This is a genomic window from Oceanospirillum sp. (assembly GCF_982874595.1).
The window spans coordinates 105077-130465 of sequence record NZ_CEYNZH010000005.1 but is presented as its reverse complement, the minus strand read 5'-3'; the positions used below and the strand labels follow the sequence as shown (position 1 = coordinate 130465).

Below are 25389 nucleotides of genomic sequence, written 5' to 3'. Positions count from 1 at the left end.
TCCGGTCATGCCCGGACATTAGTGCCAGCAAAAAGCGTGTTAATAATGGTTGGCTTCAGAGACATCATAACGCATCTGAATCAGATCCAGCTTCAGCTCAGGTTTTGCAATATCCGGGCGATAGCCTAATCTCTGCTCAACTTCCTGCTGCAGTGCCTCCTGAGCCCCCGGTTCACCGTGAACCAAAATAACCTTCGGTTGTTTCTTAAAATGCTGCAACCACTCAATAAGTTCCTCTTGGTCAGCATGGGCTGAGAAGCCACCGATGGTATGCACTGTCGCACCAACATTAACCGTTTCTCCCCAAAGTTTAACGGTCTCCGCACCTTCGACCAGTTGTCGTCCCAGCGTACCTTTTGCCTGAAAGCCAACCATGAGAACTTTGGTATTCCGCTTCCAGAGCTGATACTTGAAATGATGGCGAATTCGTCCACCCTCACACATCCCACTACCCGCGATAATAATAGCGCCTGAAGCGATCCGATTCAGGGCCATGGACTCTTCAGGGGTTTTGGTAAGACGTAGATTAGAAAGACTATTCAGAGCCTGATTATTAAGAACACGTTGTTTGGCTTCCTTGTTATAGAGCTCGCAGTGATTCAGATATACCTCTGTGGCTTCAATCGCCATGGGGCTATCAAGAAATATCTGCCAGCGCCCAAGATTCCATTCATCAAAATATTCACTGAATAAATAGAGCAATTCCTGAGTACGGCCAACGGCGAATGACGGAATCAAAATATTACCTTTCGATTGTGCCGCTTCATTCAGAATCGCCCCCATCTCATCCATACTCTCCTGCCATGGACGATGACAGCGCCCTCCATAAGTGCTTTCCATAAGAACAACATCAGCATTATAAACAGGAGTCGGATCTCTCAAAATTGGCGCCTCGCTATGCCCCAGATCACCGGTAAACACAACCTTTCGTTGGTGCTTACCCTCCTCCAGCCAAAGCTCAACAATTGAAGACCCGATGATATGCCCGGCATCTTTAAAACGGATTCGTATTCCCGGCAAGATCTCATCTTCTACATCGTAATCTTTGGGATGAAAATGCTGCAGCGCCTTTTCAGCATCATCTGCGGTATACAAAGGCTCAACAGGAGGAAGATGTTTACGTGCCCGCTTACGATTGATCGTTCGGGTATCATGATCGTAGATATTCGCTGCATCGCGAAACATGATGCCACACATCTCACGGCAAACTTTCTGAGTATAAACAGGGCCCTTAAAACCTCGTTTCACCAGCAAAGGGATTCGACCGCAATGGTCAAGATGAGAGTGACTTAAAACGACAGCATCGATGCGCTTAGGGTCAAATAGAAAGGGCTCTGCATTACGCTGCTCTCCGTACTTGCCACCCTGAATTAATCCGCAATCAAGAAGGATCCGGTAATGACCAACCTGGATTAAATGACAGGATCCAGTGACCTCCTGCGCAGCGCCATGAAACTCAATATGCATCTCACACTCCTTACGCTCAGATCCTCAGAAACCACTCTGAAAAACCCGATCAAACCTGAGCTAGAAATACCACAAAACCTAAGTTTTGACATAACTAAACATAATTGACACTTAGTAAGCATTTATCATCAAAAAGCACCAATTATCGGTAGATTACCGTGTATATAAGGGGTAGAGTCAACATAATTAGTCATCAAACTGTATCAGCCTGCGACCTATAATGTCTTTTATTAAATACGTCTTTAGCATCACTCTTTTTATCACTCTGTCGCTCACACAACAGACGAGTTTTGCTGCCGGTAATTCGGAAGATTCAGATGATGCACTTCAACATTTCCGGCTTCTCTTAAGCGAACAGTTAAACCCGAACCGGGCGACGATTGAGCGCGTATTCAACCCAATTGGTGAGGGGCAGTCACTTCTGGTTCGCGCATACGTCTCTGGTCCACAGGAGCTGGTTTACCGTCCGCTGTTTTCTGAAACGGAAGATGGCAGTCTGGTTTCTGCTCATCCGGATAGTTTTATCCTGCGCACATTGCCCGGTACAGAGCTGAAAGAAGTACTGATTAACTATGAAGCCAGCAAAGACCATTACGAGCTCTTCTTCGGAGGTTTTCGTTATAGCGTCTCTCCGGATATGAGTGATGTAAACCATATCTCTGCACGCATGGAAGCGGCTCCTTTTCTGACACGTAACTTTCAAACCCTGTTTGTTGATCAGCCCTCTGCTGCACTTGGCATCCGCTATCTGTTTGACCAGCAGACAGAGCAAGGCACCAAGGCAATTATTCAGTTGAAAAAAGAGTACAAGGACAGCACTACAGGCGAATTGATGGTGACCAGCGAGGGGGAAATCCTGAATCGCTACCGCTTTGAACTGTATGAAACAATTAATGTAGAGCCGGTTTTCTTTATTGAGCAATATCATCTGGATAAAACCGGAACAATTCGGTACTACATTCAACCCGATGGCTTGCAGAGCTATCATCTCGGAGCAACCGGTGAAGAACGTGCCGGTAACTGGATCTCGCGCCGAGCCATGCAGAAACCTCGCTTATTTAATCCGTCCCAAACCCCTTAAATAGCGAAAATGCACACATCAGATTTTATTTAAAGGCGGCATGCGACTTATGACCGCCTTTTTTTATCCCTGAAAGAGAGTATTCTTAGGACAAATATGATTTACGCCAATGCGTGACTTAATGCCATCTGCTTTGATCACGTGCACGGTTTAAACCACAGAGCGTTTTTATCCGTATCAACGTCTGAAACGTTCCGTGATAATTTTAAAAAAAGCTTGATGATAAAAAGATCTAAGGTGAATCTTATGAAAAAACTATTAGCTGTTGCGGGTATCGTTGCAATGACGGCTTCCGGTTCTGCTTTGGCTGCTGGCGATGCTGCTGCAGGAAAAACCAAAGCTGCAGTTTGTGCTGCTTGTCACGGAGCAAACGGTGTGAGCATGGTGCCTATGTACCCTAATCTGGCAGGCCAGAAAGCTCAGTATCTGGAAAACGCTCTGAAAGCCTACAAAGCGGGTCAGCGCGGCGGTGCTACTGCAGCGCTGATGGCTCCTCAGGCTGCTAACCTGAGCGATCAGGATATTGCTGATCTGGCGGCATACTTCAGTTCTCTGTAAGCTGAAGCTGCTGATAAAAAAGGGTCCGGTTAATGCCGGGCCCTTTGTCGTTTAGGAGATTGAAAGATGCATATTAGTCGTCGCAAATTTCTGATAATGGCCTGCACCTTGCCCGCTCTTCCTCTCTTGAGTCATAGGGTTCAGGCTGCTTTTCCTATTTTGTCGGAGCACTCCAGAGAAGCTAAGGTATTGCATTACAAAGGTGATATCAGTCGGGTGAAACACCCCAAATATCAGAAAGGTCAGGTGTGTGCCAACTGTCAGCTTTTTAATTTCCTAGACAACGGTTGCGTACTCTTCTCATCCAATAGCGTTGCTCCGGAAGGCTGGTGCCAGGCCTGGGTTAAGAAGGTCTGACGCCCAGAACATCGTCAAGCAGATGACCAAAACATTGCCGGGCAAATCCAGATCTCTAAGCTGCCGACGCATCTGAGTCATCTTCGACCGGCCAGTGCAGTGTTTTCGTTTCTTCTCCATCTGAAATGGATTTCAAATGGACAGGGAACCCCCACAGAAAATGCAGGTGCCGCATAACGTCCTGAGCAGAATCATCCAAAGGCCTGCGGTTGTACGCATAGTGATGCAGCGTCAGAGATCGGTCACCCCTGATGTCCGCTTCATAAACCTGAATATTCGGCTCCCGATCCCCCAAATTGTATTGAGCTGCTAATTGCTCTCTAAGCTTCCGATATCCCCTCTCATCATGAATCGCCGAAACCTCAAGCTCTGAATCCTGATCATCATCGACAATAGAGAAGAGCTTCAGATCTCTCATCACTTTTGGCGACAGGTACTGCAGAATAAAACTCTCATCTTTGAAGTTCTTCATGGCAAAGTGCAGCGTATCCAGCCAGTCACTGCCGGCAATATCGGGGAACCAGACGTTGTCTTCGTCTGTAGGCTCCTGACAAATACGTTTCAGATCCGTAAAAATAGAGAATCCCAGGGTGTAAGGATTGATACCGCTATAGTAAGGACTATTATATGGCGGCTGATAGACCACGCTGGTATGAGACTGCAGAAACTCCAGCATAAAGCCTTCGGTCACCAGCCCTTCATCATAAAGGTGGTTCATAATGGTGTAGTGCCAGAACGTCGCCCAGCCTTCGTTCATCACCTGAGTCTGGCGCTGTGGATAAAAATACTGCGCAATCTTACGTACAATACGCACCACTTCCCGCTGCCAGGGTTCAAGTAAAGGCGCATTTTTCTCAATAAAGTAGAGCAGGTTCTCCTGCGGCTCTGCGGGGTATCTTGCCCGGTTATTACGTTCATCATCCTCATCGTGATTCATTTGCGGAATCGTACTCCAGAGGCGATTCACCTGTTGCTGCAGATACTCTTCACGCTCAGACTGACGTCTTTGTTCCTCTTCCGCAGAGATCGGAGACGGTCTTTTATAGCGATCAACCCCATAGTTCTGCAGGGCATGACAGGCATCCAACAGGGTTTCCACTTCCTCGACGCCGTAGCGCTCTTCGCACTGACTAATGTACTTCTTAGCAAACAGAAGATAATCAACAATGGAGCTGGCGTCGGTCCAGGTGCGGAAAAGGTAATTGCCTTTAAAGAAGGAGTTATGGCCGTAACAGGCATGGGCAATCACCAACGCCTGCATGGTCATGGTGTTTTCTTCCATCAGATAAGCGATACAGGGATCCGAGTTAATCACCAGCTCATAAGCCAGCCCCATTTGCCCACGCTTATAACCCTGCTCAACAGAGAGAAACTGCTTACCAAAGGACCAGTGGTTATAGCCCAACGGCATGCCGACGGATGAGTAGGCATCCATCATCTGCTCTGTTGTAATCACCTCGATCTGATTCGGATAGGTATCCAGCCGGAAGTCTTTGGCTATCCGGCGGATCTCACGATCATAGTCTTCCAGCAGTTCAAAGCTCCATTCAGAACTGGTTGAGAGAGGTTCACGGGTGTCAGTGGTCTTATTATTTACATCTCTCATGCCTCTTTCCTCCTGAACAGCTCCCGGAATACCGGGTAGATATCTGCCTCGCTGACGATCTGCTCCATCGCAAAGCGATCCGGAAATTTTTCTCTGGCCCCTTCATATTCTTCCCACAGGGACTGATGAGCATGGGGGGTGATCTCAACATAGGCAAAGTACTGCAGCAGAGGCATCAGCTCGTTGATCAGAATATTGCTGCAGTTGGTGGAGTCATCATCCCAGTTATCACCATCTGAGGCCTGGGCAACATAGATATTCCACTCATTAGGTGGAAAGCGCTTAGCAATAACCTCCTGAGTCAGACGAATCGCACTGGAAACAATCGTGCCACCGGTTTCACGGGAGTAGAAAAATGTCTCCTCATCCACCTCGGTTGCACTGGTATGGTGGCGGATAAACACCACTTCGATCTTCTGATAGTTCCGCTCCAGAAACAGATACAGCAGGATGAAAAATCGCTTGGCCATATCCTTATGGGATTGCGTCATCGAACCGGATACATCCATCAGACAGAACATAACCGCCTGATTGCTCGGCTGCGGCTCCTGACGGAAATGGTTGTAGCGCAGATCATAGGTATCCAGAAACGGCACCCGCTCAATCTTCTGTTTCCGTTGTGCGATTGAGGCTTCCAGCTCTTCGATACGAACCGGATTACGCAATAACTCGTCTTTACTCAACTCTTCTTCAAGAGCCGCTTTCAGCTCACGCAGTTTGCGTCGGCTTTTACTGGTCATAGCACGGCGGCGCGCCTGAGCATTCCGCATGGAACGGACAATATTCATATTGGAGGGCGTGCCATCTTTAACGATACCGGCACGCACCTGTTTGACCGATTCCATATCTTTAAATTCTTTACGAACCAGATTGGGCAGTTCCAGACCGTCAAACATAAACTCCAGAAACTCATCTTTGGTGATGGAGAATGAAAACTCATCCTCACCTTCACCCTTGTTACTGGCTTTACCTTCGCCGGAACCACCACCGCCTCCACCGCCCTCAGGCCGGCTGAAACGATCGCCCTGCTGAAACTCCTTATTACCGGGACTGACGATCTCCCGATGACCACCTTTACCCTGCTGAAAAACAGGCTCGTTGATATCTTTGGTGGGAATATTGATCTTCTCACCATGCTCAAGATCGGTAATGCTGCGGCGGTTGACAGCATCTGTCACCGCCTTTTTGATGTGATTGCGATAGCGGCGCAGAAACCTCTGTCGGTTCACCGCGCTCTTATTCTTGCCGTTCAGGCGTCGGTCAATAATAAAGCTCATGCGGAGTCTCCTTTTACACCGGCCAATCCCCTGCACCGAACAGAATATTCAACATTCCATCCGAAGCGGTTTCTGCTCAGCCGGACATCAACATCATGCCCGGCTGAAGCCTTTGGCGGGTTGATCAGTCTTTCAGACTTTTCAGCCGTGCAGACCGGTTACTGGGATTTGCGCACTCGCAGATACCATTCCGACAACAAACGCACCTGCTTCTCGGTGTAACCCCGCTCAGTCATTCGGGCGACAAAGTCCTCATGTTTACTTTGTTCAGAGGAGGAAGCTTTGGCGTTAAAGGAGATCACAGGTAACAGCTCTTCCGTGTTGGCAAACATTTTGTGTTCGATCACGGTTTTCAGCTTCTCGTAACTCAACCAGGATGGGTTATTACCATTGTTCTGAGCACGGGCGCGCAGCACAAAGTTCACCACCTCGTTACGGAAATCTTTCGGGTTACTGATACCGGCCGGTTTTTCGATTTTTTCCAGTTCGTCATTTAATGACTGACGATCGAACAACTCACCGGTTTCAGGGTCACGGAACTCCTGATCCTGAATCCAGAAGTCAGCATAGGTGACATAACGGTCAAAGATGTTCTGACCGTACTCGCTGTAGGATTCGAGATACGCGGTCTGAATCTCTTTGCCGATAAAGTCCACATAGCGGGGTGCCAGCCACTCTTTAATAAAGCGCAGATAACGCTCGCGAATTTCCGGTGCGTACTGCTCCTGTTCGATCTGGTTTTCCAGCACATAGAGCAGATGCACAGGGTTAGCCGCGATTTCTGTGGCATCAAAGTTGAATACTTTCGACAGAATCTTGAAGGCAAAACGGGTCGACAGACCTTCCATACCTTCATCAACACCGGCATTGTCACGATATTCCTGAATCGACTTGGCTTTCGGGTCGGTATCTTTCAGGTTTTCACCGTCGTAGATCCGCATTTTGGAGTAGATACTGGAGTTCTCCGGTTCTTTAACGCGGGAAAGAATCGAGAACTGCGCCAGCATTTTCAGGGTATCCGGTGCACAATGGGCGCTGTGCAGCGAACTGTTTTCCAGCAGTTTCTCGTAGATTTTCACCTCTTCGGAAACCCGGAGACAATAAGGCACCTTGACGATATAGACCCGGTCAAGAAACGCCTCATTGTTTTTATTGTTTTTGAATGCCTTCCATTCGGATTCGTTGGAGTGCGCCAGAATCACACCCTGATACGGAATGGCTGACATCCCTTCCGTACTGTTGTAGTTCCCTTCCTGCGTGGCGGTCAGCAGAGGGTGCAGCACCTTGATTGGCGCTTTAAACATCTCCACAAACTCCATCAGGCCCTGGTTTGCCCGACACAGACCACCGGAGAAGCTGTAGGCATCCGGATCATTCTGGGAGAAGTCCTCCAGCATGCGGATATCCACTTTACCTACCAAGGCACTGATATCCTGATTGTTGTCATCGCCGGGTTCGGTTTTCGCCACCGCAATCTGATCCAGACGGGACGGGTAGAGTTTAACCACACGGAATTTCGAGATATCGCCGCCATACTCTTTCAGGCGTTTCGCAGCCCATGGTGACATGATCGAGGTGGTGTAACGATGCGGAATGCCGAACTCTTCCTGCAGAATCTGAGCGTCTTCATCCGGATCAAACAGCCCAAGGGGTGACTCAAACACCGGAGAGCCTTTAATGGCATAGAAGGGGACGCGCTCAATCAGAGCTTTCAGTCGTTCCGCCAGCGAGGATTTACCACCGCCCACCGGCCCTAACAGATAGAGAATCTGCTTACTCTCTTCCAGCCCCTGTGCGGAATGACGGAAATAGGACACGATCTGTTCAATCGCCTCTTCCATACCGTAAAACTCAGAGAAGGCCGGATAACGACGGATCACCTTGTTGGAGAAAATGCGGCTCAGGCGGGAATCTTTTGCGGTATCGATCACCTCCGGCTCACCAATCGCCTGCAGCATTCGCTCGGCGGCAGAGGCGTAGGCCATAGGATCCTGCTTACAAATTTCGAGATATTCCTGCAGGCTGTACTCTTCCTGCTGAACCCGGTCAAAACGGTTTTGTACATGACTAAAGATGCTCATAATGGCCTCCTCGATACAGCCAAGCAGCAGAAGCGATGCGCTAAACCCGCTATTGCCCGGACCCGGTGAGTCCGGAGCGTATAAAACCGTTGGCTGAAACCTGAATTCGTTTGTGACGCACAACACCGGTTTCTCTCTGTTTGAAAGGGTTCCTGAAAAACCGGTCACATTTACAGCATAGTTGATATTGCCAGCTGTCAAATGCCCATTACGAATTAACAAGCATATAGATTCATTTCTTAGTCAGCTTTAATGAATTATGAGCAACCATCACGGACCGGGATACCTAAGATGATCTGAAAGTGAATCCCTGATCTATAAACATTCACAGAAGATGAGACCCGTATCTATACTCAAAAAGTTCTCAAAGGGCAGGACTGGAGTTCGTCATGTATTTATTTCTGATCACTGTACTTTTAGCATTTCTGATTATTTCACTCAGCCTCTGGTTGGCCAGTTTTCGTCACGAGCCTAAATTTCATGCCACCGAAAGGGATTTTGCATGGGTGATGAACCTGGCCATCACAGGTCAGGCAGACTATGACCAATGGAGTTCGGTTATGCATGTTCCTATTCGCCACGATCTGAGACTAGAAGCGATGCGCCAGCGCTGTCTCGATATAGAGGAAAAGCATTATCGGAACCGTCCTGCACGCTTAGGCAAGCCAGAGTTGATGTTTTCCAATCAGGGGCTGAAGCTGATTGAAGAAGAGCTCAATCAACTTAGAGAACAGGATTCACTAACCGCCTGAATCCATGACTTTTTTTAACATTCTGCCTGCAAACAAATGAGAATCACTCACAAAAACCTTTACCCGCTAAACCAAAGTCGTACAATACTCGCTCAGTTAGGGTATATTCGGACACGATGCTCGGCCTTAACACTTGCCCTGCATCTGTGATCAATTGGTGTGTATCTGAAATCGGTCCAAGAGGCGACCCATGAATACGGCGATCCGCGTAAACCGACTCCCCAATAGTTGCCTGAGCCACGACCATGAGTTCCATCAACTGGTTGTTGCCCTGTCAGGTAAAGCAGAATTTGAAATTGAAGGTAATCAGGGCATTGTCAGTCCTTGGCAGGGCTGCCTTGTGCCTTCAGAACACACTCACTACTACGAAGGCATTGGTGCTAATAATCACCTGATTATCGACCTGCCCTACCGCCACCCCTTGCTGCAAAGCAGCGTGATCGACCTTAGCCGTCTGTTTGATACGCCCGGCTATTTCAACATTGACAGTAATCTTAAGCTCTTCCTGTCGTTTATGCTGAAGGAGATCGAACTGTTTGGTGACGACCCCGGCACTGCTGATTTTCTGGCATTTGCTTTTCTGCACCGCCTGCACCAGCGTATCTTCCAACAGGAAGCTCCTCTCAAGCAGATCGATCGTGTCACCCTGAAGCTGGATCTGATTGATCAGTACATTGCCGATCATCTGGCTGAAAAGATCTCTGTTGCGCAGCTGGCGGATGTTGCCTGTATGAGTGAAAGCCATTTTCACATCATGTTCCGTAACGTTGTTGGTATCACTCCGCATCAATATCTGATTCAGGCCCGCCTGAAGGAAGCGGCTCGCCTACTGCGTCAGTCCCAATCACCACTAAATGATATTGCTGAGCAAACCGGCTTTACCAGTCAAAGCGCCTTAGGCAATGCCTTTAAGCGATATTATCAGCTAACTCCCGGACAATTCCGTCAGAAACACTAACGCCCCCTCAAAGAGAACATCAGAGTTTTTTGCAAAAAAATCACAGTTTTTTGCAAGAAGGACCTCTCTTATCTCAATAAAGTGACCTTAGCGTGGATCTTTGCACCTCCACGCGACGTCGCTTTTATCCCAATTGCACGCAGGGAAAACGACACCCACAGGAAGTAATTGCCTCATAAGAGGCAAGAACAGAAGTAATCATCTACCCTCTGTAGATATTACTCAGTAAATGTTCTGCTACATTGCATTGAATTGGGCTTAGCTTGCCGCTTAAACCCAATTCTGTCCGGTGTAGCCCGTTGGGTATAAGCCTCCGTAAGTAGAGGCAGTCTAAACACCATCCGGTGTGCCCATAAAAATAACTAAAGAGTCTGCACATAAAGGTAAACTACCATGGTAGAAACTAACGCGATTGTTGGCTGGACCTTTGTTGTCTATATCGCCCTGATGCTGGGGATCGGTATTTACGCCTACCGCAAAACACAAGATCTTTCCGATTATATTCTGGGTGGCCGTAGCTTAGGCCCTTGGCCTTCTGCGCTGTCTGCCGGTGCTTCTGACATGAGTGGCTGGTTGCTGCTGGGCCTGCCGGGCTACGCTTTAGCAGCCGGTTTTGAAGCCTTCTGGCTGGCGGGTGGCCTGCTGGTGGGTACCTGGCTGAACTGGCTGATCGTTGCTGGCCGTCTGCGCGTTTACAGCCAGCTGGCAAGCGACTCTCTGACCCTGCCGGAGTTCTTTGAAAAACGCTTCCGCGATAACTCTCACCTGCTGCGTGTTATCTCTGCGTTCTTTATCCTGCTGTTCTTCCTGTTCTACACCAGCTCCGGTCTGGTTGCCGGCGGCAAGCTGTTCGCGACTGTATTCGGCATGGATTACTTCACTGCGGTACTGGTGGGTACTTTGGCTGTCATCACCTACACCTTCTTTGGTGGCTTCCTGGCGGTATCCTGGACTGACCTGGTACAGGGCCTGATGATGGCGGCGGCACTGGTCATCGTTCCTGTGATCCTGCTGGGCGAAACCGGTGGCGTATCCGGCACGTTTGCTGCGATGGAAGCGAAGAACCCTGAGTTCCTGACACTCTTCAACGGCATGGATGGCGAGCCTCTGGGCATTATCGCAATTATCTCTCTGGTTGCCTGGGGTCTGGGCTATTTTGGTCAGCCTCATATTCTGGCGCGTTTCGCGGCAATCCGTAGCGAAGATGACATTCCAACGGCTCGTCGTATTGCAACAAGCTGGACTGCGATCAGTCTGCTGGGTGCCTGCTTTGTTGGTTTTGGTGCCGTAAGCTATCTGGATTCCGGTCTTGCCGATGGCGAGACTGTCTTTATGGTACTGGTGAACGCTCTGTTCCACCCTGTTGTAGCCGGTATTCTGCTGGCAGCGATCCTGGCGGCAGTAATGTCCACTGCGGATTCCCAGCTGCTGGTATCGTCTTCAGCTCTGACCGAAGACTTCTACAAGTCTCTGTTCCGCAAAGATGCGACTCAGAAAGAACTGGTTATGGTTGGTCGTATCGCGGTAGTAGGCATTGCGGTAATCGCTTTGCTGCTGGCCCGTGATCCGGATTCTTCCGTACTGGGTCTGGTATCTTATGCTTGGGCAGGTTTCGGAGCGGCATTTGGTCCAACCCTGATTCTGGCTCTGTTCTGGAAGCGCATGAACATGATGGGCGCTCTGGCAGGTATCATTGTTGGTGGCATAACCGTTGTGGTCTGGAAGCAACTGACCGGTGGTATCTTCGACATTTATGAAATCGTACCGGGCTTCATCTTGGCCTGGATCGCGATCTATGTGGTAAGTCTGGCAACTCCTGAACCATCTAAAGAAATTCAGGCAGAATTTGATCAGGTGGCTAATCGCTAATCTGAACGCTTCGTAAGCCACATAATATTCAGCAAAGGGCCACTCAGGCCCTTTGTTGTTTCTGCCCACCTTAATCTCTTTTGTCTGTTCATCCGCTGAATAAAAAGCCCAGCCAGATAAACAAACCTTCAGATATCTGAGTTACAATGCGATTAATTATCGGTATTTAGCAGGCCTTAATCGGTTCAATGCATCGGAACTCTGGGTAACTTCATGTCAGAAAAAGCCGCAAGCACATCGTCAGCCACAGGACTTAACTATTGGCGAAAAGAGCTTTTAAAGGTATCCCTGCCTGCGTTGGCTGATACAGGAGCCCGCCTGATAAAGATGCTGAAAGATTCCGATACCTCCCTACGGGATCTTGAACAGGTCATTTCTGATGATCCGGTTCTCTCGTTTCAGCTCATCGCCAAAGCGAGTCAGCTACGCACAAATCCCGAAAATGATGTACTTTCCCTACCCCACGCACTGTCGCTGCTGGGGATGGATAAGCTTCGTCCGATGCTGAGCAAAGTAAAATATATCCGCTTTGATCCCGCAAAGACTGCCCATAACGCTTTTCTGCAAGCCCTGAACACCAGCTTGCATGCTGCAACCCAGGCTTACCAGATCGCAGAACATAAAGACCCGGGCACCGGCGAGAGCCACTACTGGATATCTCTTCGCTTAAGTTCTGTTTTTTGGCTTCTGTCTCTGGCATCGCCTAAAACCTATCATGCGATCGAAAAAAGGGTGCAAACTGGTGAAAGCCGCAGCCGGGTCGAACAGGAGCTAATGGGCTGCACAACCCAACAATTGACCCGTACCATGCTGAAAGACTGGCACCTGAGTGAATACACCCAGAGCAATCTGAATCAGCTTCTGGGAGCTAAAGCCGCAATGTTAGGTGCAATGGCCAAATGCGCCTGGCGAAAAGAGATAGCCCCGGAAATTCCCCGTCATGTGGGGCATTTTCTTCAAACGCCCTGGACAGCCTCTGTCCTTGCGCACTGGCTGGCTCTCAACGCCTCAGTCAACTGGTTTAGCCCAAAAACTGAGCGCATAGAACGCATGATCGCCACTTATCTGCATCAACACCTGGATAATGTGGTGCCGTTACTCCACCGGAATGCCGTACTGTGCTCTGCCAGTCATCGTCTGGATGGCGTTTGGCTACCCGCAGTCAAGCTATTGCATCCCCCTCTGCCAAAGCGGTCAGTGCGTAAAAAAGCCAAGACCGAAAAAAATAAGAAGTCCAAGCGCTATGCGGACCTTTCCAGCGATACAAGAGTCCGCGCAGAGCTCAAACCGGTTCGGGTTCCCTCAGAGCCACTCAAGCCGGTTGACCAAAAATCAGAGCAGCAACCTGCTCCGGTGAAGAAAGTCAGAACTCCCAAACCGAAGACGTCTGACAGTGCTCCGAAGACCGTCACTCAAGATAAGAGCCAAGCGGTTCAGACCGCCTTGTTCAAACTCTATTACCTGCAAACCGTAAAGCAGCAGCAGGTTTTCTCCATTCATCAAATGATGGACGGGGCCAGTCAGGTACTGCACTTCGATTTGGGCCTGACCCGCTGTATTCTCTTTATGAAGTCCCGCAGTCACGGCAGTGTAAAAGGGCTTTATGCCAAGGGTTTTGAGGACAATACACCTTTCGCAAAAATGACGCTGACAGCTGATAACCAGCATCTTTTTGGTAAGCTGCTGCAAAAACAGGCTGCGCTCTGGGTGAAAAAAGAGAATCTTACGCGCTATATTCCGGAATTGCCGGAGGGGCTGTGGCAACATCTGAATAATCCGGAGGAGTTTGTACTCTCCAGCATCATGCTCCGGGGAAAGGTATCAGGTATTTTATACGCGGACACACAAGGTTCCGGCAAAAGCCTGTCGGATAGCCACTATGCAACCTTCAGGGCCCTGGCTCAGGCGATCAGTCATGGCATGGGAATACTTGCAGATCAGAAAGAAATGGAACACCGGCAAAACCCTCCGCAGACCTGACAAACGAAAATAAAAAGAATGCGGGGACAGAGGCCGTTTTTAATGAACGCGGTTTTTACGGAATACCAGTTCAATATCTTCGAAATCACGGGCTTCAATACTTGAAGCCGTTGCCCGTTGAACCGGGTAGTGATGACGCTCGATGTAAAGACTGGCCCGAGAGAAATCCCAGTGACCAACATGCCCATCCCGCAGATACTGACCAACGTCTGCTGGCATCGTGTGTCCGAGCACGGGTAAAGATAAACTCTGGCCAAACCGGATCAGCTCATCAATCGCACCAGCCTGACCATACTCTCCCAGGCGCAGGCTGACCCGCATCTCTTCTATTGTCCCTTCGCTGCCTTTCGCCATATAGCGTAGAGTGTGCTGATTGTTCGCGCCAAGATATCGCACCTGACTCTGGCAGCTGGCTGAACCATCTTTTTGCTGTTGGTATTGGCCAGCCAGACCCAGGTGGCTCAGATAATGACACTCATCCGACATCGATGTCTGCAGACCCGTCGGCCCCTGAAAAAGGGTAAAAATGCCATAAAGCACCAGACCAACGGCAGAAGAAGCGACGTAATAAGGCATCGGAGATGCAGGTGGCGACGAATTATCCGCAGAAGCGACAGATGATGATATAGCAGAACGCTGATGACATTTCCGTTGAGGTACCGATGCACGCACCGGCTTCTGATGCAGGCCGGATTTATACCAAGTGATCTCTTTTGATGCTTTCATCAACACTTGCTCCTTGCCTCGGGTAACGACATAGATAACCATAGCCCGAATAGCTTGTCTAATCCTTTAGTCTACAGAAAATCTAATGTAGTGCCTTCTACCAGCACAACAAGTTTTAATCCGAAATATCCATTGGGAATTCCAACCGAAACCCTGTACCGGAATCGGTATTCAGCAGCTCCAGTTGTCCGCCCAATCGTTTGAGGGCCAATTCCCGGGCAACCGACAAACCAATTCCAGTTCCCCCTTCTTTCGCCCGGGTAGTAAAAAAGGCTTCAAATATTTTTTCCCGATTCTCGGGTGGAATTCCGATACCGGTGTCCTGATAGAACAACTCAATCACCCCTACGCCCTCAGCGTCAGAAAACTTTCCGGACCGTGCCACCTTTATAGCAATACGGTTTTCTTGCTCAGGCGACACATCAATAAAGCCATGCGTCAGACTATTAAGAATCAGATTTGACAGAATCTGAGTTAACGCACCGGCATCCGAAGATACTTTCAGATTATCTGGGCAGGACACATCCACACGGAGGTTTTTCTTACGTATCTCAGGCTGCAGACTTCTGACAATATCCTGCAATAAGGTACCAAGATTAAAATGGCTTACCAAAGCCGTTGATTTGTCCGTTGCGATCGCTTTAAAGCTTTTCACCAATTCCGCAGAGCGCTGGAGATTATCCCAGGTCAACTGGGCAGCCTCACGACTGGAAGCCAGCTCTGTTTTTAACTGTTCTGAGCTTAAGCGACCGTCTTCAGCAGCATCTGTCAGGCCATTCAACAGCTCCTGCAGGTAACTGAGGCTGCTGATACAAACCCCCAGAGGGGTACCAATTTCGTGGGCCATACCCGAAATAAGTATATCTGAGGGCAAAGCATCAGGTTTTTGAAGAAAGGAGACAGCGTGGCCAGAGGATTCATTTGCGGCCGGCTGATCATTAATATCGCGATAGGAGCGCAAGGCAGAAAAGAACAGGGTAACAAGCTTAGTTTTGGTCAGTTCAGTTTTATCTTTGTAATCATTGATATCATAGCGGCGAATCACTTCTTCTTCCGGTGCCTGACCCGGCTGCCCTGTTCGCATCACAATACGAACACGGTGATTACCCAAGGTCTCACGAATATAGCTGGCAACCATCAATCCAGCCTGATCATCCTCCATAACCACATCCAGCAGGACCAGTGCAATATCAGAGTGCTGATCCATTACCTGGCACGCTTCTATACCGCTGTATGCACTGATGAACTGCACCGGCTTATCGTCAAACTGAAAGCCGGACATGACCATCTTGGTCACCTGATGAACTGCCGCGTCATCATCAACAATGAGTATCTTCCAAGCCGTTGAGGTTGAGGCCCCGCAAGCAGGGGAAGCATCCGTATGCTCGGTCATGGACAGGTTATCTTTCATAAGCGACTCCGGAAATTGAGCAGAACAACCATCTACACCCTCTTATTGAAAGTAACGGAGTTCGCTTACAAAAACAATTTATCAGCCGCAGAGGGATAAAGAGATGCGGAACCCTAGTCAACCAAGGGTTCCGTAAACAAAACAAGTCAAAAGAATGTCAGGCACATGCCAAGGGCTACACGAAGGCCTACAGCAGGCCTCAGTTCATCAGGGCAGACAGCTCACTTTTCAGGCGGGGATCTAATAACAGTGCACTTTGCGGCAACCACTCTTTACGCAGCATCAATTTTCGGATCAAGGCGTTCGAGCTGATAGCCTGCTGCCAACTACAGCCTTTAATCGCTTTATCGGCACAGGGCTGAGCATATTCATTGACATATTCCTGCCAGAATTCCGGCAGAAAGCGACGTACCGGTCGGCCCGTTTCATCAGCAATATGATCTGCCAGCGCCAAACCACTGGAGTCAAGATCACCAAAGTGTATATGAGGCACATACTGAGGAATCATCTTCAGCACTTTAATGGCCAGATCAGGGTAATTCAGCGGTGCCCAGATCAGCATCAGATGGTCCGGAATATCCATATCTGTAAAGACAGACAGGTTCTCAACGGTCATTACCATGTAGGGTTGCTCGCCATCAACCTCAGTCAGCTCCATCACGTCCCGTTCAGGAATAGTGGCATGGGACATCAATTGAAGAATCGGCCCTAAACGGATCGGCTTCAGCATTTTGCGCACCAGATGCATATCTGTCGTACCACGGATTCGCAGTACGGCATCTTCACTGATACGGTATTTCGGCAGGAGTGCCTGCAGATCGTCAGATATATCGGCCTGCTCATCACCACCGTAAAGTGTGTTGTAGCTTTTACGATTGATCCATACCGGCAGGTCGAAACGGGTATTCGTACGAATGAACTCCAAACGGCGCATAAATGCATCACGTTCTTCATCCTGCATGCTCATACCAGACAGCGCCAGCTCTTGCCATTGAGGTAAATTCTGGTCCAGCAGCTTAGGGTACTGATGGCGGCCTTTGACCGTTAAGGTATAATTCCCGCTCCCATCGCTCTGACTGATCCACTCAAGACCCAGCAGTTCACTGATCAGCGGCCAGGTATAAACATCCCGGTGAATACGTTCGGTTTTAAACAGCGCTATCGCTGCATCCCTTAGTATCTGACTGTCCCAATCTACCGCTAACTCAGGCTGATCGCTCATTGAAAACCTCTTCCTTCAGAACATGCGTTGCTGTGCATCATACCGAAAGGGGAAGCAGGGGAATAGTCAGGGAAAATAGCTTCTGCACAGATCTCATACAAGTATTGAGAGCTGTGCAGCAGGATGGATCAGAAACAGGTTTTATCAGGCGTGGACCAGCGTTTGCGATGCGGCTGGTGCCACCGGTCTTGCCGGGTTGAACTGAAGCTGGCGCAGCAGATCATCAGCGATCCCCTGAAAATGCCCCCGATCACCGGAAGCTCTTGCCACCAGCATAGCGCCCTGAAGCGTCGCCAGAATAATACGCGATTGAGACTGAAAACCACCGGAAAACTGAAGTTCATGGGCCCGTTTGCCCTGTTCCAGGGTTTGTCCGATCCAGCGTTCCGTCTCACTGATAAAGCGCTGAAGATGCTCTTTGGCTTGGATTGGTAAAGCCTCTATCTCGGCCGACAACATGGTCACCGGACAAAGTTTCTCTTTATCTTTGATGATACGGCTGTAGATCTGAGTGAAGTCCCGCAGTCGGGCATGGCAGGATTCGTGCTTTCGATCCAGCTGGTGCAGGCGCTCCAGAAACTGATCCACGTAGCGCGCACAAAGACTAACAACCAGGTCGCCTTTGGAAGGAAAATGATAGTGAATACTTGCCTTACGAATTTTGACCCGTTCGGCAATATCCTGATAACTAAAGCCGTTAAAACCCTGACGCTGCAGCAGATCCTGGGCAATATCCAGAATACGCTCCGCTGTGGATGAGTTATTGTTTTTATTCATCTTGACCCTAAATAAGTCGCAGAAGTTAACTGCAACTTTTTCTTTAATTGTTATTTTCTGCATCAGATCGGCAAGACCGTCCGAGCATTTTCCAGTTATGCAATCTCCGTCTGCCTCACACCTGTTGTTATTTTTATCGGGCGTGTCGCCCATCTTAGCGTAAGCCGGGCTATCTATCATCTTACCGATAGGTATGAAAAAACTATCAGGGCAGCACCGCCTGTTCAATCCTTTGCAAGAAATTCAACCGTTATTCGTCATCGGTAGCAACCCGTACAAAATGAATACCCGCTAGGTACCTTATCGAAGATAAGCAGACAGAGGCCTGCCTGGCATCCGGTACTCAATGCATACGCGGCAGAAAAACTCACAGCACCTTTTGCAGCCTGGTCATGCTAATCTAACCTTTTAGGTTTCAGTACAGTGCTTCGCGGAAGTGATATCTTATTTCAATGACCGATAATGAGCTGACAGTTTATCCGTAAGACCGCTAAAAACATTAAAAGGAAGGGCTTCAGCCTAAGGATGCAGATGCTAGACAGTGCTAACTATTTCAATCAGGTGATGATCATTCTGGGAGGATCTGTCGTATCCACCGCGCTTTTGCGCCGCCTGCGACTCCCTCCGGTTCTGGGCTATCTGATGGTCGGGCTTTTAATCGGCCCCCACGCTTTCCAGCTAATCCCAAAACCTGATGATCTGCACTTTTTATCTGAATTCGGTTTGGTCTTTCTGCTTTTCTCCCTCGGTCTTGAATTCTCTTTGGGCAAGATGAACGCCCTGCGTAAAACGGTTTTCGGATTGGGTAGTAGCCAGGTTATTCTCTGTAGCCTCTTCTTCTGGTCGATTCTGCATTATCTATTGGGGCTCAGCTCTGAGGCCTCTCTGATTATTGCCGGGGCTTTAGGCCTGTCATCCACCGCGATCGTCACTCAAGAGCTGACCCGATGGAACGAACTGAACAGCAATCATGGTCACTCAGCGATCGGAGTGCTCTTGTTTCAGGACCTGGCAGCGGTTGTTTTCCTGATTATGATTCCTGCTCTGGCGGGCACCAGTGACAATAGCTTCTCATTGGCTATCGGCCTGATCCTGCTTAAAGGTGTCGCCCTGTTTGCAGCCATGCTGGCGGTCGGCAAATGGCTGATGCCCTTTATCTTTCATGAGATCAGCAAAACCCGCTCTGAAGAACTCTTTGTGATGACAGTGCTTTTAGTAGCCCTGACTGCGGCCTGGATCACTCATGCTCTTGAGCTCTCTATGGCGCTCGGCGCTTTCCTTGCCGGCATGATGCTCGGGGAGAGCCATTTTAAACATCAGATCGAAGCGGATATTCGCCCCTTCCGAGATATTCTTCTGGGCCTTTTCTTTGTTACTGTCGGTATGCAGCTGGACTATCAGGTGCTGATCAGCAACCTCCATTGGGTGCTTCTGGGCAGTATCGGATTAGTACTCTCTAAGGCTATTCTGATCACAATTCTGGCTCAAATGCTTGGCAAAGACAGATCAACCGCCATACGGACGGGGCTGGTGCTGGCTCAGGGTGGCGAATTTGGTTTTGCTCTGCTGACATTAGCACTGGCGAACAACCTGCTGGAAGCGGAGATCGCCAGTCTGGTGGTGGCAATTATTGTGTTCTCGATTGCAGTCACACCGTTCCTGATTCGCTATAACGCCAAGATCTGCCAACGGTTGCTCCCCAACAAGCCCTACGAAGAACCCCCACCGCATAATTCCGAAGAGTTGGCTGAAGCCACCTCAGAGTTGGACCGACACATTATTGTTTGTGGGTTCGGCCGTGTTGGCCAGACCGTTGCCCGCTTTATGCGTAAAGAAAAGCTACCGATTCTGGCACTGGACAACGACCCTATCCGGGTTCAGGAAGCAACCGGAGGTGGCGAAAACATCTTTTTCGGAGATTCATCAAGCCGCAAGGTTCTGGAAGCCGCAGGCCTGCACCGAGCCAGTCTGGTAGTGATCACGGTCAACGAATACGAGCAAACCTTGTCTATTCTGCGCAGTGTGCGGGCTTTGAGCCATGAGATACCTGTTGTCGTTCGTACCCAGGATGACAGTCACCTGGAAGACCTAAAGCAGGAAGGCGCTACCGAGGTCATTCCGGAAGCGTTGGAAGGCAGTCTGATGCTGGTCACCCATGTCATGACCCAGATGCAGATTCCTTTCCGGCGCATCGCACGAATGGTTCAGACGGCAAGAGAACAGCGCTATCAGTTATTACACGGCTATTTCCACGGCCGACTTTCTCAGCTTCTGGACAAAGAGGGTAATCCCTTGGTTCGTTTGCACCCGGTTCAGATCAGCGATAGCTGCTTTGCTCAGGGAAAAACCATTGCAGAGCTGAATCTGGCGGGCTGTCAGGTTCAGGTACTACGGATCAACCGGGACGATACAGACATAGAAACACCAGAACCCGATTTTAAGCTGCAAGCCGGTGACACCTTGATTTTACAGGGTCTGACGGATCATATTGAACAAGCAGAATCCTTAATCTACAGCGGTTAACCCTCGGGATAAAACCTGCCGAATCAACGACAATTAATGCACAACAAAACCTAAAGGACTATTCTGAGAGAGAAGCAGGAGCATCAGATATAAACCTTAAGGGATAAGTAAGACCTGACTGCCGGAGAATGGTTATGATGTTTCATAATGTGCAAAATTATTATGAAAAACTGGTATTGGAAGAACTGACCGAACGGGGTTTTCTGACCGGTTACGAAGAAGGCTATGTAGAAGATATCGCTTGTGTAGCGCTGAATAATTTACCGACTCAATATTTCCGCTTTGAGGTGGATATGGGTTTTTATATGGAAAGTGAAGACTATCTGATGATGCGCAAGCAGGTAGTAAAAGCCATTGATGATGCGATTATTTTTATCAATGACAAACTGGAAAAAGAAAACTGATTCTCCCGTCATTCGAGCTGACAATAAAAAAACCGGCCAGTACCGGTTTTTTTATTGATTATATAAAGCTTTCATCCCCGACATTCACACTCAGCAAAGGCGCCTTACGCGGCAGATGCATCTTCAATGCTCCAGGATGGACTTCGAACCGGAACTGCTTACCGGATACCGGTTCGCCATCGATATTAATATTCATCTCCTGTTCCGCTTCAATCTCCAGCCAGGGCACACGACGATGAATCATCTGCCGCTGCAGAACAGAACCATCATTCAGCATAAAATACTGTAAGGTATCGGTCAGGGTCTGCTGGTCGCTTTTGGGCAGCAGATTAAGATCCAGTAAGCCATCATCAAGCAGCGCATCCGGACATAACTCATGCCCCCCGCCAGCCTGCCGACCATTGCCAACCCCCAGCACCATAAATGCCCCCTGCCAATCAAAATCAGGTGCTCTTATATGTCCTTCTACCGCGGCAATACTGGTGAACTTACTCATTCCGGTTATCAGATAAGCAAGTCCCCCTAAAGCCCGTTTAAGCTCATCCGGGGTGGCCGTCGTGATTTGAGCCCCAAAACCACCCGATGCCAGGTTCATAAAGTAGCGCTGATTAACCCGCCCAAGATCGACCGCGACAGGTGCAATTTCCGTAATCAGCATCAGAGCTTCGAGCGGAGCTAGGGGAATACGGCAACTAACGGCAAAGTCATTGGCTGTCCCCAAAGGAATGACACCCAATGACGGCATCTCAAGCCGGGCATCGGCAGCCATAAGCCCGTTAACCACTTCATTAATTGTACCGTCGCCACCTGCAGCAACGACCGTATCCACGCCCAACTGACGTGCTTCTTTAGCCAATCGACGGGCATCGCCCTCTTCCCAGGTAACACGAACATCAATTTTATATCTGTGATCACGCAACAGACGCACAGCATCCCGCAAGGCAATATTTTGTGCTTCTTTACCATGCAAAATAATACGGATGTGGTGGTGCGTGTCCGCTGAGCTCATAGCTAATTATCTCTTTATGACCGACCTAAACCGTTTTGAACTGTGGAAAACTCTGTACTGTTGAAAACAATCTACGCCCTGTGGATAAACCCATGGATAGCTTGGTACTTACCGGGGAGTATACTGTTATTTCCGTTAAATGCACGGCTTCGCAAACGGATAAAACGCGGAACAGCTTTAGTGGCCAAGGGAAAAACACTGGATATAAAAACACATTAATTCGCTGTTTTAGTTGGTTTTTTGTTCGAACCGTCAGGTCATTAGCCCAGCCTGCTCCCCCAAGTATCTTTTGTGACAGGAAACCCCAACTATACACAGCTATCCGGTAAACAGCTGTGGATAATTATGGGACAACCAGATTAACCTCAGAGATTATCATGCCTGTAGAAAACTGTTTGTTTTTTAACCAGCCACGATACATCTCAAAATAAACAGCCTCGCACTGCAAGCTGATAAAAGCCTGTTCTAACACCCTTGCAGACTGGAGAATTCAAGCCAAAAGCAGTAATCTCTGCAACCGCAGAAAAACCATGATCTGATCCTTCATTGTTTCAAAACAGGAAGCTCTATGTCTGACATCACTACCCTCACCGACTTTCTCGACAAAACCGGGGCTAACCTTCGCGTGTTCGATATGGGCCGTCGGGTCTCTCTGGTGTCTGCCAATACCTTCTCCCGCTTTGAACAGTGCGAACTACCCTATCCACAGCCTTATATGTATCACGCCCGGCTGGGCATTCTGTTCTGGTATCCGCAAGCGCCTGAACAACACTTTATCTGGTTTCTTCAGTTTCCTCTGGACGAACAGGGCTTCATCATTCAGGCAGCCCGGGACGACTTCCTGAAGCGCCTGCTGGAGACCATCGGCCAGAACGCTAAAGACATGTCCGCTGAAGAAAACCAGCAAGCACAAAACCTGATGAAAGATAACCCGCTGGCGTTTACACCGGATCAGGAACGCATTGCGATCTTCAACGCGAAAGCCAAACTGGCTCTGGGCCAGCCTGCCTCACGTTTTCATGATCAGGCCGAAGAGTATTTCACGGGCCAGCGCGATATGGATGACTGGGAGGATGTGGGTCTTCAGGGGATTGCGGACTTTACGGTTCGTCTTGAAAAGCAGGATAACGCAGGGGATCTGACAAAACATATCGAATCCTTCCCGGATATCCCTTTCAGCGCCCTGTGCCGCTGCCTGGAAAACGAAAGCATTGATCACAAACTGACCGCTGCAATCTGCGAACGGGCCGAAAAGCTGATTGCCGATCCGGAAGCAGACCGCCTGACACTGGCCGCTGCGATTCGTGGCGTCGGCCACAGTCAGGCAAAAGGTCTGCGTGATGATCTGATCAGAGATGTTCTGGCCAGCCCTCACAGTGATGATATCGAGATTCTGACAGTCATTGCTGCACGCTGCTGGGAATCTCTGGAGAATCCGGAACTGCTGAAACCTTATCTGGAAAAACTGGCCAGCTGCCCAACCGGTGATCAGGCCTTTATTAAGATCGTGCGGGACCTGATTTTTGTTCCGGGCCTACGAACTCTGATTATCGCTCAGTTCCGCAACCCGGAGCGCAGCGAAACTCTTGGAAATGCCATCGGCCTTCTGATGGGTCAGAACTAAGCACAACGTTATTCCTGCTACGTTCAATAGCAAAACGCCCGATCAGAAGCGGTTCTGACCGGGCGTTTTGTCTTACGCAATGATCTGCCGATCCAGGCGGCATTACATATGTCCCTGTTCCTCAAAGCGCTGGTGCCAACTCAAAGCCTCACCCAGCAGGTGCGGAGTATGCATGCCTCTGCCAGCCTGTTGCGCCCGTTCAAAATAATCAAGCAGTGCAGGCCGATAAGCCGGGTCCGCACAGTTTTCAATAATGGCACGAGCCCTTCGACGCGGTGACAGCCCTCTAAGATCCGCAAGCCCATGCTCAGTGACGACGACCTTCACATCATGCTCCGTATGATCAACATGCGATACCATCGGAACGATAGATGAGATTGCACCCTCTTTCGCCGTAGATGGCGACACAAAAATCGACAGATACCCATTTCGGGCAAAATCACCGGAGCCACCGATACCATTCATCATGCGGCTGCCCATAACATGGGTCGAGTTAACGTTACCGTAGATGTCACATTCGAGCATGCCATTCATGGCGATAATCCCCAAGCGACGCGCCAGCTCAGGATGGTTACTGATATCCTGCTGACGCAGAATAATTTTGTTGCGATAGAGATCAATGTTGTCATCGAACTCTTTAATACCGTCAGGGCTTAAGGAAAAGGCAGTTGCCGAGGCCACACTCAAGGTGCCGGATTTAAGCATTTTGAGCATGCCATCCTGAATCACTTCAGTGAACGCGGTCAGATTCTTAAAGGGGCCCTCATCCAGACCTTCAAGCACCGCATTGGGAATATTGCCAACACCGGACTGAATTGGCAGCAGCTCTTTGGGCAGACGACCAAGTTCAATCTCACGTTTAAAAAAGTCCAGAATATGTTGGGCTATTTTCTGGGAGACCGCATCAGGGGCTTTAAAAGGCGAGTTCCGGTCAGCAGCATTGGTTTCTACGACAGCAATAACCTTATCAGCCGGGCAATGGAAGCAACCTTCACCGATCCGATCTGAAGGCTTTGTCAGCATGATAGGTTTACGGTTTGGCGGAAGGGCCGTGCCATAATAGATATCGTGCATCCCCTCCAGCTTGATATTCTGCTTACTGTTCACTTCGAGGATGATTTTGTCGGCCTGCTCAATCCAGGTTTTATTATTACCAATGGAAGAAGAAGGAATCAGGCTGCCATCTTCGCGAATACCGGCAACTTCAATCAGGGCAATATCCATCTTGCCGAGAAAACCCGACCAGGCATACTGGGACACTTCAGACAGATGCAGGTCCACGTAATCCATCGTGCCATTATTGATACGCTGTCGACAGATAGGATCGCTCTGGAAAGGCAGACGTATTTCAATACCATCCACCTCTGCCAGCGCACCATCCAACTCAGGCGCTGTAGAGGCACCCGTCCAGACATTAATCTTAAAAGGAGTGCCCCCGGCCGCATTCAGTTTTCGGATGCGCTCGGCTAACGCACCGGGCACCGCCTTAGGATAACCGGCGCCGGTAAAGCCACTCATGCCAACGTTGGCACCAGCAGGAATCAATTCAGCGGCGGCTTCAGCACTCATCAGACGTTGTTTAAGAACAGGACAGAGAATTCTGCTCAGGGCTGACATAGGAATCTCACTTGCAGTATGAAATCGGAACAGAGCGGCAGAAGAGATGCCGTCATTTAGAGAGGAGTGAAGTTTATCAGCAAAAAAGCA

General features: G+C 49.3%; 20 protein-coding genes. 10 read left to right on the top strand and 10 right to left on the bottom strand.

Translation table 11 applies throughout. The annotated features are described in order from the left end of the window. Positions 1-39: 39 nt before the first annotated feature. On the bottom strand, positions 40-1467 hold the full coding sequence (locus tag AC4GL5_RS04105) for an MBL fold metallo-hydrolase RNA specificity domain-containing protein (protein WP_490381521.1): 1428 nt from the start codon (positions 1465-1467) through the stop codon (positions 40-42). Positions 1468-1687: 220 nt separating this feature from the next. On the opposite strand from AC4GL5_RS04105, the gene AC4GL5_RS04100 reads away from it, so the two are divergent. The 3 genes from AC4GL5_RS04100 to AC4GL5_RS04090 all read left to right on the top strand — a co-directional run bounded on the left by AC4GL5_RS04100 (position 1688) and on the right by AC4GL5_RS04090 (position 3463). Beyond that, a complete protein-coding gene (locus AC4GL5_RS04100; protein WP_490381520.1) occupies positions 1688-2548 on the top strand; it encodes a hypothetical protein in 861 nt (286 codons plus the stop codon). A 246-nt stretch (positions 2549-2794) separates the two neighbouring features. Continuing rightward, positions 2795-3106 (top strand): c-type cytochrome, encoded by a 312-nt coding sequence (locus tag AC4GL5_RS04095; protein WP_490381519.1) that lies wholly within the window; start codon positions 2795-2797, stop codon positions 3104-3106. Positions 3107-3172: 66 nt separating this feature from the next. Beyond that, entirely contained in the window at positions 3173-3463 is a 291-nt protein-coding gene (locus tag AC4GL5_RS04090) for a high-potential iron-sulfur protein (RefSeq protein ID WP_490381518.1), read from the top strand. A gap of 55 nt (positions 3464-3518) precedes the next feature. Here AC4GL5_RS04090 and AC4GL5_RS04085 read toward each other — a convergent pair whose 3' ends face one another. From AC4GL5_RS04085 to AC4GL5_RS04075, 3 genes are all read right to left on the bottom strand, one after another. Continuing rightward, positions 3519-5069, bottom strand: coding sequence for a SpoVR family protein (locus tag AC4GL5_RS04085; RefSeq protein ID WP_490381517.1), 1551 nt, complete (start codon positions 5067-5069; stop codon positions 3519-3521). Then, positions 5066-6346, bottom strand: coding sequence for a YeaH/YhbH family protein (locus AC4GL5_RS04080; protein ID WP_490381516.1), 1281 nt, complete (start codon positions 6344-6346; stop codon positions 5066-5068). Before AC4GL5_RS04080 ends, AC4GL5_RS04085 begins: the two co-directional genes overlap by 4 nt. A 158-nt stretch (positions 6347-6504) precedes the next feature. Then, positions 6505-8427 (bottom strand): PrkA family serine protein kinase, encoded by a 1923-nt coding sequence (locus tag AC4GL5_RS04075; protein WP_490381515.1) that lies wholly within the window; start codon positions 8425-8427, stop codon positions 6505-6507. Positions 8428-8816: 389 nt separating this feature from the next. On the opposite strand from AC4GL5_RS04075, the gene AC4GL5_RS04070 reads away from it, so the two are divergent. The 4 genes from AC4GL5_RS04070 to AC4GL5_RS04055 all read left to right on the top strand — a co-directional run bounded on the left by AC4GL5_RS04070 (position 8817) and on the right by AC4GL5_RS04055 (position 13986). Continuing rightward, positions 8817-9179, top strand: coding sequence for a hypothetical protein (locus AC4GL5_RS04070; protein ID WP_490381514.1), 363 nt, complete (start codon positions 8817-8819; stop codon positions 9177-9179). Between the two features lie 190 nt (positions 9180-9369). Next, positions 9370-10137, top strand: coding sequence for an AraC family transcriptional regulator (locus tag AC4GL5_RS04065; protein WP_490381513.1), 768 nt, complete (start codon positions 9370-9372; stop codon positions 10135-10137). 393 nt (positions 10138-10530) lie between these two features. Continuing rightward, on the top strand, positions 10531-12006 hold the full coding sequence (gene putP / locus AC4GL5_RS04060) for a sodium/proline symporter PutP (RefSeq protein ID WP_490381512.1): 1476 nt from the start codon (positions 10531-10533) through the stop codon (positions 12004-12006). A 213-nt stretch (positions 12007-12219) separates the two neighbouring features. Then, positions 12220-13986 carry an HDOD domain-containing protein gene (locus tag AC4GL5_RS04055; RefSeq protein ID WP_490381511.1) on the top strand — a complete coding sequence of 589 codons (1767 nt, stop codon included), beginning with the start codon at positions 12220-12222 and terminating at the stop codon, positions 13984-13986. Positions 13987-14025: 39 nt separating this feature from the next. Here AC4GL5_RS04055 and AC4GL5_RS04050 read toward each other — a convergent pair whose 3' ends face one another. From AC4GL5_RS04050 to AC4GL5_RS04035, 4 genes are all read right to left on the bottom strand, one after another. After that, positions 14026-14712 (bottom strand): hypothetical protein, encoded by a 687-nt coding sequence (locus AC4GL5_RS04050; RefSeq protein WP_490381510.1) that lies wholly within the window; start codon positions 14710-14712, stop codon positions 14026-14028. A gap of 115 nt (positions 14713-14827) precedes the next feature. Continuing rightward, complete coding sequence (locus AC4GL5_RS04045) at positions 14828-16123, bottom strand: ATP-binding protein (RefSeq protein WP_490381509.1); 1296 nt, start codon at positions 16121-16123, stop codon at positions 14828-14830. A gap of 199 nt (positions 16124-16322) precedes the next feature. Next, positions 16323-17345 carry a hypothetical protein gene (locus tag AC4GL5_RS04040; protein WP_490381508.1) on the bottom strand — a complete coding sequence of 341 codons (1023 nt, stop codon included), beginning with the start codon at positions 17343-17345 and terminating at the stop codon, positions 16323-16325. A 144-nt stretch (positions 17346-17489) separates the two neighbouring features. Then, positions 17490-18122, bottom strand: coding sequence for a TetR/AcrR family transcriptional regulator (locus tag AC4GL5_RS04035; protein ID WP_490381507.1), 633 nt, complete (start codon positions 18120-18122; stop codon positions 17490-17492). Between the two features lie 531 nt (positions 18123-18653). Between AC4GL5_RS04035 and AC4GL5_RS04030 the strand changes: the two genes are divergently transcribed. Then, on the top strand, positions 18654-20645 hold the full coding sequence (locus tag AC4GL5_RS04030; protein ID WP_490381506.1) for a monovalent cation:proton antiporter family protein: 1992 nt from the start codon (positions 18654-18656) through the stop codon (positions 20643-20645). Between the two features lie 134 nt (positions 20646-20779). Further along, a complete protein-coding gene (locus AC4GL5_RS04025; protein ID WP_490381505.1) occupies positions 20780-21049 on the top strand; it encodes a late competence development ComFB family protein in 270 nt (89 codons plus the stop codon). Between the two features lie 58 nt (positions 21050-21107). On the opposite strand, the gene yegS is transcribed toward AC4GL5_RS04025, so the two are convergent. Continuing rightward, a complete protein-coding gene (yegS, locus tag AC4GL5_RS04020; protein ID WP_490381504.1) occupies positions 21108-22058 on the bottom strand; it encodes a lipid kinase YegS in 951 nt (316 codons plus the stop codon). A 568-nt stretch (positions 22059-22626) separates the two neighbouring features. On the opposite strand from yegS, the gene AC4GL5_RS04015 reads away from it, so the two are divergent. Beyond that, the gene (locus AC4GL5_RS04015) at positions 22627-23682 is read left to right on the top strand and encodes a DUF3549 family protein (RefSeq protein ID WP_490381503.1); all 1056 of its coding nucleotides are present in this window, start codon (positions 22627-22629) and stop codon (positions 23680-23682) included. 102 nt (positions 23683-23784) lie between these two features. Here AC4GL5_RS04015 and scpC read toward each other — a convergent pair whose 3' ends face one another. Beyond that, positions 23785-25299 (bottom strand): succinyl-CoA:acetate CoA-transferase ScpC, encoded by a 1515-nt coding sequence (gene scpC, locus AC4GL5_RS04010; protein ID WP_490381502.1) that lies wholly within the window; start codon positions 25297-25299, stop codon positions 23785-23787. Positions 25300-25389 lie beyond the last annotated feature (90 nt).